This is a genomic window from Simkania sp., assembly GCF_965215465.1.
Lineage (GTDB): Bacteria > Chlamydiota > Chlamydiia > Chlamydiales > Simkaniaceae > Simkania.
The window spans coordinates 408,095-420,882 of the sequence record NZ_OZ244056.1 but is presented as its reverse complement, the minus strand read 5'-3'; the positions used below and the strand labels follow the sequence as shown (position 1 = coordinate 420,882).

Below are 12,788 nucleotides of genomic sequence, written 5' to 3'. Positions count from 1 at the left end.
AAAAAATACTACTTTTTATGTTTTTTTAGAAGCTTGCGACAACGCTAAAGTTGATGCGCCCGCCAGGGGCTGAAGAAAATTGGGTTGATTTTAGGCGAATCCCCCAGTAAACCGCTGCTTGAAAGTAGGGAGAGATGGAGTATTCTAAGCCTGGTCCTACACTGACGATGTATTGGGTGTTGTCTGCTCCTTCGACTTTTTTGTGACGATTGACAAATCCATAATCGACAAAAGCGAGAAGAAGAAGTGCATCTTTTGCATTAACGGCATTCAGATTGACATCATCGTTGCAGAGAATCTTCCCTTTAAAGAGAGAGATTAAGGGAGCTTTAAATTCTAAGTTTCCAAGAAATCCATTATCGCCATTGATCTCCCGCTCACGGTAGCCACGAACGGTATCAAAACCACCAAGTCCCAACTGCTCACTTGGAAGAAGGTTTTGATTGGCGTACTGTCCTTTAAGTCGAATACCGATGCGCATGCAATGAGGGAGTTGAAATTCTTTTTTCCATGAGGTGAGAAAGTAAAAGTAACGAGGAAGAGCGCCTGGACTAAGAAGCTGGTAGTCTTGTTTGTTTTGATTGGTGAACCACTTCGCAGGAGAAATGAATAGTTCAAAGTTAAAGAGTCCCCATCCATTGCGCCTAGTGTCTTGATATTGGTAGCCTAAAACAAATTGAGAAAGGGTCGCTGTCTTTGCAATGATGGGTGTTTCTGAAAATAAGACGTTATTGTTTGTCCGCTTATAATCAAAACCAAATGAAAAGTCGTTCACTGCTTTTCCCCAAGGAAACATGGGAAAGTGGAACCGGCCACTCACTTGGACATTGATTCCAGAATTGTCCATAAAAGTTGATAGGTCTTTTGTATGGATCGAGGAGTACCCTCCAAACCCTACGAGTGACATGCGATGAGGGAGAGGGATTTCGTAATAGGCCGCATGAGCATGCATTCTCTTGAGAGGAAGTGATGTTGTGAACTGGTAAGAAAAGATATGGTCCAGTCCTAGAAAATCACCGCAATAAAATCCTTCAAATTGACGGTAGTTTCCAATTGCTTCGTTACCTCGATTATCGACACCTGCATAGATGCGAGCTGGTTTTTCTTCAACAGTGACGAGTTCAATGTTTGTGGTGTTGGCAGCTTGACCTGGAGTAAAAATCACATCGGTGCTTTTAAAAGGATTGCGATTTAAAAAGGCAAGGTCCGTGTTGATTTCATTGACATCGATTTTGTCACCTGTATTGAGTCCAACAGTATTGCGTGTGAAGCGGGCACTCGACCAGACGTTTCCTTTTGTTTCGACTTCACCCACGCGCGTTTCTTTGACGATGACATGAAGAATGCCATCTGTCACATCTTGCTCCGGAATCATCACGCGAATAAGAGAGCTTCCTTTTTCTTTATAATAGAGAATGACACGGTATTTGAGGTCTTCTAAATCTTGAAGCGTGAGATCACGCTCTAGAAATCTGCTTTGCAAATCATCTTCCAATCCACTACGTGCCCACCGAGTTCCTGGAAGTTTAAGTCCGACATATTGAATGCCTGTTTCCTTACCATCTTTAACAATTTGCCCTTCATCATCGACAAAAACAATCGAGTGCATCTTCCCAACACTTGGGGATGCTTCTTCTGTCGCCGCTAAGGTAGAGACAACTACAAGAAAGAAAATAAAGATAAAACGCAGCTTCATAATTAATTCAAGAGATACAGAATTGCAGGGAAAAATACAACTATTCCGAAGAGCCTTTATTTCTTAGTTTATTGATTGCTTTCTCATAGGGCTCATAGATTAAAGGCTCTGTCTCAAAGTTTGTTTCAACAAGCATCATAGGAGTGTTTTGGTAACCCAATCGATTTAAATTCTCATTCCAATATTGCAGAAAGTACCCCACTTCCCAGGCATTGATTCCAACACGTGGATCAAATGGAACTGTTGAAGAGCTTGGTGTTACAGGAACACGGTCTACATCAAACTTATACCAAATCACCTGGCTGCCGAAGTTTCCTTGGCCAGGAACATAGCTATTTCCAAATCCAGGCCCATGGTGTGGTCCACCGGCTGAATATGAGGTATTGTATTTTGTATCAAGTCCAGCGGGCAATGCTTGGTCCCAAGTTGCCAAGCCCGATAACGTCCCTAAAATCACTTGATTCGGTGGGTCAAAAGCGGCATTAGCTGGTGGCTGAGGCCCTCCGACTGCATAAATGGCCAGATTATCTGAGGCAACGCTCACAGAGCCTAAATTCGCAAAAATTCCAGGCCCAACTTCTACTGGAAACTCTTGGTCAACAACGAATGTAGAATCGCCGAGCATTGTTAAAGGTGCAGCTGCTCCTATTGTGATGTCGCGATTTGCTGCGGCAATACTTTTTGAAGCCAATTGCATGGGACCAGAGAAGGTCATGTTCGCGCTTCCATTGATGGCAAGCAATGTGGCTTCCCCATCTGCCATAATCAACCCAAAGTCAACACTTGATCCTCCCAATTGTCGGTAGTAGAGATTTTGGTTGTTTGGAATGTTTGTCACTCCATTGAAAAGCATAACATTTGTCGTGACACTGTTATTGCCAGCTAGTGTGTTGCGAATGCGCACATCTCCCGATGTCGAGTTAATGGCCAAAACTGATTCTGCGCGACTTTGTAACGTAGAATCGAGTCCTGTTCCTGAAATTCCACTTAGTGCATTGAAGTTCACGATTCCATTACTTCCCGCATCGATTAATCCTGAAATATGTTGAATGGCACCACTCGAACATGTGAGAGAAATCGTTTGATTTGCTGGGGCAACTGATGTGATCGCAATATTTTTTGCAGTGAGATTAAAGTTTCCATTTTGATTCAGTGTGATATCCCCATCAACTGAAGACCCAGAAAAAGTTGCTCCTACACCAGCTGCGGTGATTGTCACATGATCCTTGGCTTGGAAGATGGTTTCAGGCGTATGAATATGTGCATCACTAATTTCTCCCGCTGGAGCACTAAACGTGATTTTTGTTCCCTTCCCTTGAGCGGTTCCCGTGATAGAACCACTTGTTGCCGTGTAGTTAATTTCCCCAGTTAAATTATTCGATGGGTCTATTCCACTGACAATCGCATTGAGATTGATGTCTGTTCCTCCTTTCAGAGTCAATGTTGCACCCGAGCTTCGAACACCAGAACCTATAATGGTAAGCGCCCCGTTTTGCGCTTCAAGATCTAACGTATTGTAATTATTAACATGGTCAATGACGAGGTCTTGATCGGCGTACACAGTGCAAGTGTCCGGATCACGGACGATCACCATTCCTTGCACATCATTTGCTTGATCGAGCGTGACCATTGAACCCATTCCACTGTTCAATGCAGAGTTCCCCCACATACTCGGAAGTGGTCCAACGGGAGGATTTAGGCTACCACGAGCAGCCTGAATGTCGAGAGTTTGTCCTGCACCTAGCGAAAATGGAGCCGATTGAGTTAAATTATAATCAATAGTTGTCGGGGTTGGGGTTCCAGGGTTGACAGTTGTGACTTTAATGTTTCCATGAACTATATTATCTGTGTTTTCTAAAACGATTGCATTTGCACTATGAGTGTTGGGATAATCCTGAAAAGTCGTTCTAAGATTCACTGTAATGACTGGATCTGTCGTACTTAAGGGGTTCGCGAGAGCAAAATCAAAATCTGGGCCGGGGCCAATTGCATTAATGGTATCTCCTGAAAGATTAGAATCAACACCATTGATGATCAGCTCACCCCCTTGAGTCACGATTTGCCCATTTTTGTCAAAACCATACGTTGGACTTGGACCTGTTGTGAAAATGATATTCAACCCAGCTGTCTGAGAACCTTGCAAGGTCAAGTTTTTCGGAGTTGTCACGCTGTAATTTCCTGTAACCACCGACTCATCGAGATCGATGTCTTCAGAGTTAAAAATGCGCACCGTTCCGAGAGTAGTTGCACGTGTGGTTTCTAAAACTAAGTCTCCTTGAACATCGATTTTGGTTGAAATGGCTTGATCAATGAGCCCTCCTGTTTCTAAATAAAAACCTCCTCCTTGGTTGGTGATATCAAGGAGCGTGACCCCATCTAATTCCGAGATCACAATATCCCCAGACGTTGTTGTCGCTTCCAAGAAATTTGCCACAAGAGCAATGTCGCTTGTGCTTGGAGGCACAGGAGGTTGCGAACCAATTCCACTATCTGCAGAAAGTCTCACTGTATTCGCTATAAAGTTTGGCAAGACTGGCGATGCCGTGGCATCTATGATCATCCCACTTGTCGTTGAAGCTGTCGCATCTCCCGTTGCGGCATTGACTTGGGCCACATTAATGTTTCCACTAGCAGATAGGGTGACATTTCCACCATTTGAATTGATTTCTGTCAGCTGTTGCATGGTGATTGGGGTATTTGCCCCTAGCGCCTGGAGTTGAATGGTGCCACCAACATTATTGATCTGGCTCGTATTGTTGAGTAGGATACCTCCGCCAAGACCACTTGCTGTCAATGCGATAGGCCCACCTTGCGTACTCACTTGAGAGGTTCCGTTTAAAGTGATCGGACCTGTTGTCGCAATCAAGTTTGCTTGACCAGTCGTCGCTGTCACATCCCCGTCTGTTTCTACTGTGACTCCTGTTGCTCCAGTGACCGTGATATTTCCCGTAGTTGAAGAAACTTGCCCCAGCAAATCCACCTCATCTGAATTCGATGTCACCATGAGCGTTCCTGCTGCTGAACTGATCGCAGCTCCGGTCACTGTTCCATCACCGGTGATCGAAACAGCTCCACCATTTGAGTTAATCTCAGATGTTGTTGCCATGGTGATCTGATTCCCAGCGCCCGTTGACTCTAAGGTCACTGTTCCACCGACATTGTTGATCTGAGTCGTATCATTGAGCAAGATCCCTCCTCCTGCTCCATTTGCACTCAGAGCTATGGGGCCACCTTGCGTACTCACTTGAGAGGTTCCGTTTAAAGTGATCGGACCTGTTGTCGCAATCAAGTTTGCTTGACCAGTCGTCGCTGTCACATCCCCGTCCGTTTCTACTGTGACTCCTGTCGCTCCGGTAACCGTGATATTTCCCGTAGTTGAAGAAACCTGCCCTAGTAAATCAACTTCATCTGAGTTCGATGTCACCATCATTATGCCTGCACCGGAACTGATTTTTGTTCCTGTCACTTTTCCATCACCAGTGATAGAAACTGACCCGCCGTTTGAATTGATCTCAGCTAACGTTGCCATGGTGATCTGATTCCCGGCGCCTATTGACTCTAAGGTCACTGTTCCACCGGCATTGTTGATCTGGCTCGAAGAGTTCAGTAAAATCGCTCCACCTGCATTGTTTGCAGTGAGTGAAATTGCCCCTCCCTGCGTATTGACTTGTGATGCTCCATTTAAGGTGATGGATCCAGTTGTTGCCGTCAAGGTCGCTGTTCCGGGCAGCCCTGTTGTCACAGCTACACTTCCTGCTGGGGCAACAGAAATATTGTTATTTCCACTGATGCTAATACTTCCCGTTGTGGTCGTCACCGCATCGTTGACTAGCACATCGCCTGCATTGGAGGTCAGCATCACATCGCCTGCTGCCGCTGTAATTTTGTCTGCTGTCAGATTTCCATCAGAAGTCGCTGTCACGGAGCCACCACCTGAGTTGATTTCAGTCCCACTGGCCATTGTAATCAGATTTCCAGCGCCCGTTGACTCTAAAGTCACTGGTCCACCAACGTTATTGACCTGGCTCGTGTCATTGAGAAGAATGCTTCCACCAGCACCATTTGCTTTCAGCTCAATGGGACCGCCTTGTGTCGCGACTTGTGAAGAGTTTTTGATAGTGATTGTTCCTGTTGTCGCAGTCAGATTCGCTTGACCTGTTGTCGTCATGACATCCCCATCACCTTCTACGGTGATACCTGTATCCCCAGTGATTGTGACATTCCCTGTAGTTGTGTTGACATCATCATTGACGAGCACATTTCCCGCCGTCGCAGAGATCCCGATTGTTCCTGCTCCCGCTGTAATCTTATCCGCAATCACTCCGCCATTAGCTGTGACTGACACATCACCGCCATTCGAGTTGATTTCAGATCCGACTGCCATTGTAATCAGATTTCCAGCGCCAGTTGACTCTAGGGTTACCGTCCCACCAGCATTATTAATCTGGCTCGTAGATGTCAGTGCAATCCCCCCGCCAGCATTGTTTGCAGTTAGTGAGATCGCTCCGCCTTGAGTGTTCACTTGAGACGCCCCATTTAAGGTGATAGATCCATTTGTTGCGGTTAAGGTCGCTGTTCCTGGAAGCCCTGTTGTCACAGCTAAACTGCCTGCCGATGCCAGTGAAATATTGTTATTTCCTGTGACGCTAATGCTTCCTGTTGTTGTCGTCACTGGATCGTTGACAATCACATCTCCTGCATTGGAAGTGAGCATCACATCTCCCGCTGCCGCTGTAATTTTATCTGCTGTGAGGTTCCCATTGGAAGTTGCTGTGACATTGCCCCCACCTGAGTTGATTTCAGTCCCACCTGACATCGTAATGAGATTTCCAACTCCAGTAGACTCTAAAGTAATGGCTCCCCCGCTACTATTTAGTTGACTGCTTCCATCGAGAAGGATAGATCCACCCGCATTGTTTGCAGTCAGAGAAATCGCTCCCCCTTGTGTATTCACTTGAGCAATACCATTGACCGACACCGAGCCTGAATTTGCTGTTAGGCTAGCCGTTCCTGTTGCTCCGGATGAAACAGTCAAACTTCCATTGAGCCCAATTGAGACATTATTGGCCGCCGTAAGGCTAATACTTCCTGTGTTCGTTGTCACAGCGCGATCAACAGTCACATTCCCCGCATCAGCTGTCATTGTCACAGTGCCTGCGGCATTCACTGTGATGGGCTGGTTATTTAGACCTGTTGTAATCCCTGTACCGCCGGCGAGCGATTGCAGAGTCAAGTCACCATAAGCCTCAATTTGCCCAATTTGCAATGTCTCGCCTGTAATCTGAGTAGTAAAAGGAAAAGTAGTCGCAATTCTTTCGGGAAAAATGTTCCCAACATTCGTTAAAGTAATGCTCGAGCCACTGCCCAAATTACGTGGATTCAGTCCCCCAAAAGTTGATCCAAGAGGTGCATTGATCGTTAAGGTCTGGCCCGCGTTAAAAGTTAAAGCCGCGCTTTGTATAAGATCGTAGTATTGCTCAGTAAATGATAGCTGGGGATCAACCGTTGTTACAACAACGGTTCCGGTCATGTTGTTGCCACTGTTATTGACGGTGATTGCGGGATCTAATTGTTGATTAGCTGCCGACTCATATCCTCCCAAAAGATTGATTGTGACTGGCAGGTTGTTATTGGCAATGTCTGCGTTGCTGATGTCAAAACTGGTACTTGCTCCAAAGGCTGTGATCACATTGAATCCCTCAGGAGTATCGATCGTCCCCACAGCGCTAACAGTAAACCCGTTATCATTAAACGAGCCTCCATTCACAGTGAAATCCCGACCAACTGTCACATCCCCACTCAAGCCGACAGAATTGGCTACAGGAACGGTAATGGTGAGATCTCCCGCAGCAATAGACTCCCCAAGGGTTGTATTCGTCCCATTTTGAACTGCAACGGTTCCAATCGTTCCATCTCGAGAAGTTATAAATGTGGCATCGATCGCTTCAACTATTGCAGCGCCCGTCTGAGTAATAGGTCCATTTGCGTCGACGTAGAAATTTCCAACTGGGACATTCGGACCGCTTCGGACATGTATATTTCCTAGCTCGATTCCTTGATTCGCTGGCAATGTAGCTGTGTCAAATATGACAACATCCCCAGAGACCGAATTAGTCGCGATTAATTGACGGAGATTTGTTCCTATAGCCGTGGGATCTGTTGGGATTCCTGAACCGATTCCCGTGTGTGCTGATAAGGTTGCTACATCAGCGATAAGGATAGGAGGAGTATTTGCCCCTGTGTTATTTGTAATTGCTCCAGTTTGCGCTGTCACAAAAATATTACCAGCAGTGGTCGCATCAATTGTCGAAAGATGCGCATTACTTATCGCATTTAAAGTTGCTGTCCCTCCAGCTGTTGTAATACTTGTTCCCCCTGCCATCATGATTTCAGTAGAAGTTGCTGTGACATCGACAGTTCCGGCGCCCCCAGTTGAAATCACTGAGTTGGTATTTTGATTCACAGCTGTTCCATTAATCGTAATCGTTCCTGAGCCTGAGCTTGTATTGGCATTGACATTGGTTGCACCAGTTGATGCTGTGAGCTCTACTGTTCCCGTTCCATCTGCTTGGACAAGGTTGCTCACAGTCATTGCCCCAATCGTGTTCGTCACTTTAATTTTTGCATTGTTCGTTGTTTTGAGAGCCAGGCCTGCCATTCCATCGGGTGACCAGCTTGCTAGGAAGAGTGCTTTATTATTCGTAATTTCAATCCCCGTTCCAGCGGCAGTTGTTTCCGCTTGCAAAATTGAAAGGCTTGTTGGAAGTGGTCCAATTTGGGTTCCTCTAATGTAGGCTCTTAAACCTGTTAAGTTGGGTGATGCAGAAGCCATGTCGTTTACAGCACCCCCCGCTAAAACTGTGATGGAACCTCCAACTCCGACATTGACAACCCCTAAGTCAACAGCTCCTGTTGCCTCTAACCTCGTAGGTCCATTTGTGGTGGTGACTGTCGCAGCATCATCCATCGTGATGGCCCCATTATTCGCTTGGACAAGCACTGGTCCAACTGGGGAATTGATCGTGGTGACTACCGGGTTAAAAGTGACAGCCTCAGCAGCAATAATTGATAAACTCCCATTCGCATTTTGAATCGTGCTTCCACTACTTAACGTTTGAAAGTCTCCAGCTAAAGCCTCAATTTTTAACGTTCCCGCCAAATTTGTATTAATTGTTGCATCATTAAGAAGAACTCCAATGGGAGAACCGCTCGCATCTTGCCCCGTTCCAGCAATATTAATATCACCACTTGTTGAACTCACCGTTCCAGAAGTGACAAAAACCCCTGGTGATGTTGCACCAGATCCACTGCATGTTCCTTGGATCGAAACGGTTCCTGTCCCTGTGTTTGAAACAGAGACTCCAATCTCAACAGCGGGACTTCCTGCGTCTGCAGAACTTACGCCAGTAATTGAAATGTTACCTGATCCAGTAGTTGCTACAACTGGTGGAGCTAAAAGCACGCCGCGGGAATTAGTTCCTTGAGAACTCGTTCCATCTAGTACCAGTCCAGTAGGTGAAGAGACTGTCCCTGATGCAACAAGTTCTACTCCATGATTAAGGGTTGAAGCAGCACCTCCACCTCCGATCCCCTTAATCGTAACAATGCCACCACCTGTTGAAGAAAGAGTTCCTCCATTTTCAATATAGACACCAACATTATGTGACCCTCCAGCCCCGGACCCTCTGGTTCCATCTAAAGAGACGTTTCCACTATTCGAAGTGACTAGGCTACTCGCATCGGTAATGTAGACCCCATAGGTATTTGTGTTGCCTGTTCCTCCTGTTCCTTTAAGAGAAATGTTACCTGACCCTGATGCTGTAACATCAGCCCCATCATGAACAAACACTCCATACCCATCATTCCCAGCTCCCCCCTGTCCATCAAAACTAATGTCTCCACTTCCCAAAGAGGTAACCGATAGTCCCTCAGTAATGCGAATTCCAGGATTCCCAGTTGTTCCACCACTTGAACCCGTTCCGTTGATGGTAATACTTCCATTGCCATTAGACCGAACAAACGAACCCAAATCACCGGGTAACCCTAACAAGAATCCCTCATTGTCAGTGGTTGTTCCATTACCCGTTCCAGTGATGAGTAAATCTCCGTCGTTCACTGAAATGAAAGAAGGGCCTCCTCCAAAGAGGGAAGTGACTTTCACCCCGCGAGCTTCATCGGTTCCACTCGTACTGCCAACTCCAGTCAATGTGACGGATCCTAAGCCAGTCGACTCTACGCCCCCATTTGCTTGAAGTTCGATACCCGTACACTCATTTCCTAAGCCGTTCGATGTCCCATTTAAGTTAATGGCTCCATCAACAGAAGAAACTCTTCCACCAAGCCGAATATCAATTCCATCGCTTGTTCCAGCAGCACCTGAAGCAGTTCCAGTCATGCCAATCGGGCCACTACTTGTCGTGCTAACGATTCCTTCAACCACAATTGCATCAGAAATTCCCGTCCCTGTGGACATAGCCATAAAGCTGATGCCCCCAGCACCTGCTGTAATATTTCCATCTACATCAATTCCATGACTCGCGTTTCCAGCTGAATTTCCTGTGACTGAAATACTCCCACTTCCTGTTGCTGTGACATCTCCTTCAATGAAAACACCTGGCGTTGTCGTTCCTGTACCTGTCGCATTTCCTGTGATCGTGATTGAACCAGTTCCAGATGTCTGCGCCGTCACACCAATAGGAACAAGAACCCCAATCGAATTGTTTCCACTTGAGCTTGTTCCTGTTAATACCAATCCTCCAGGAGATGTCACTGTTCCAGCTGTAGAAAGGGCAACACCATGATTACCTGTTGTTCCAGTTCCCCCTACACCAATAATCGAAACGACACCACTTGCTCCAGAAAGTGTTGATCCCCCGATCACCTGAACGCCGATATTTCCTGACCCCGCTGATGATCCCGAAGTTCCATCTAATGTGACATTTCCTGAGCCTATTGATTCAACGACTGCCGAACTGTCAAGAAGGACACCATATGTTGAACCTAAACTTCCCCCTGAAATCCCGGTAATTGAGATGTCACCCGAAGTGACCGACCGGACTAAACTGCTATCTGTGATCTCAACCCCATGGTCATCGCTTCCCGTTCCATTACCCGTTCCAAGTATTGTGACTCCACCTGTTGTAGACGTCACAGATGAGTTGTTCCCAATCCAAATCCCTCGATTATCATCTACCCCAGCTCCCCCTTGACCCGTGATATCGATCAAGCCACTGTTTGAACTAATCGTTGCACCATTTAAGTCGACTCCATAAGAGTCACTAGACCCACTCGCAGAGCCTGTGCCATCAAATGTGATTGTCCCAGAGCCTGATGCAGAGACTGTTCCTGTGATATCAATTCCATGAGCAGCTGATCCTGTCCCTTGAGACACCCCCGTAATCGAGATCGCCCCATTCGTCGTCGTGAGGCTTCCATCCACATCCACCCCGACGACATTAACTCCTCCTCCAGAAGCCGAGGTCCCATTCAAGGTAATGGGTCCACTATCAGTAATTAGGTCCCCATTGATCCTGATCCCATCATTATTACTCCCCCCATTTCCTAGTGCCGTAAAGTTAAAGCCTCCCCCATTACTCGCTTGAAGCGCCGTCGGTCCTGTCACAGTGATATTACGAAAAGCCGTCGCATAAAGAACCCCTGCTCCCGACCAACTAAAGCTCGCCTGAAAATCAATATCCCCGTTTCCACCTCCAGGAGCTGTCGAATCAATGAAAACATCGGTGTTTCCTGCAAGGATCCCTGTAAAATCATTGGGATTTAAATTTGCAGTATTGGGAGGTGGCGTTGGCATGTAAGTGTTAGGACCTCCCTGAGGAAAAGATGGGCTTGATCCAACAAATCGCACCCGAATTCTTGGAGGGTCAAGTAACAGTTTCCCTTTAGCCCCATTTAGAGAAGAGGCTCTGACTGGGCCTTGAAAGATATAGTCATTACTCTTAGCCGAAACTTCAACAAATCCCCCATCGCCGACTTCACCCAAAGCTGCAGCAGAAATGTCTCCGTAGTAATGAGCTGTCTCATTTCCCCATACGATGACCTTTCCGCCATCCCCATGATGTCCGTCAGCAACAATTGTCGCACCTTTATCTAGATAGGTACCTCGTGCATTGGGAATCTCTGGGTTAGACCCTCGATAATCTCCGCCAAGTAATACCTCACCCCCTACATCTCCTGAAACATCAATGAAACCCGTTTCTGTAAGATGGACCTCATCCCCCAGAATATGCACAGTCCCTGACTCCGTTTGAATTGTTCCCGTAACTTCCGTTTTTCCCGAGTCTGCAACCAGAAGTACCCGACCATTTCTGTGAGCCACACCTGTCGCTTCGATCTCCCCTCCATGCCGAATCGCCAACGCAAACGGGTTGCTGCTTGCTTTAATTTCTACTTCAGCAGCGCGAATCACTCCATCATTCGAAGCACCAACTTCAGATGAATCGATTGCCTTTCGAATAAAAAGACGCTCTTCTCCTTCTACCGCAAGAAAAACCTCAGCGCCTTGACACATGCCAGTCACTCCATCTGCCAAAATGGTTCCTTCATTGGAAACATGATACCCAATGAGAAAGACATCTCCTCCCTTCGCATGAATCGTCCCAAGATTGATCACGCTTTCTTTCCCATCTCCCTTAAAAAGAAAGTTGTCCCCCTGTAAAAACTGATCATTTGAAAGATCGAGAGTCGATGCCACAAAACTTGCAGTATTGATCACTCCCTCTTTTCCAATAAGAATACCGTTTTGGTTGAGAAGAAAGACATGGCCATTCGAAGTCAGCAGCCCATTGATCAGACTTTTGTCCGAACCGATCACCCGATTGAGAACAGCCGAAGCACTTGAACTTTGACAAAACCGGGCCACTTCTCCTGCATCGATTGAAAAGTTCTCCCAATTAATAATGGTCTTGTTTCCAGAATGAATCTCAATTCCATTTGCCATGGGTTGAAACGTTGCATGCCCGTGCGCAACCGCTCCATTTTCCGGACCTGCAAAAAGGCTAACTCCCCCCAAGAGAAATGCGCCTATAGCAAGAGACAATTTACCCATGTCTGATCAATGCCATAAAAAAATTTT

2 protein-coding genes are annotated in these 12,788 nt (G+C 46.5%); both read right to left on the bottom strand.

Annotated features, from left to right (window positions below; genetic code table 11):
• Positions 1–25 precede the first annotated feature (25 nt).
• Positions 26–1,696 carry a ShlB/FhaC/HecB family hemolysin secretion/activation protein gene (locus ACOOFG_RS01925; protein ID WP_420421962.1) on the bottom strand — a complete coding sequence of 557 codons (1,671 nt, stop codon included), beginning with the start codon at positions 1,694–1,696 and terminating at the stop codon, positions 26–28.
• 40 nt (positions 1,697–1,736) lie between these two features.
• Positions 1,737–12,761, bottom strand: a complete 11,025-nt coding sequence (locus ACOOFG_RS01920) for a filamentous hemagglutinin N-terminal domain-containing protein (protein WP_420421961.1) — start codon at positions 12,759–12,761, stop codon at positions 1,737–1,739.
• Positions 12,762–12,788 lie beyond the last annotated feature (27 nt).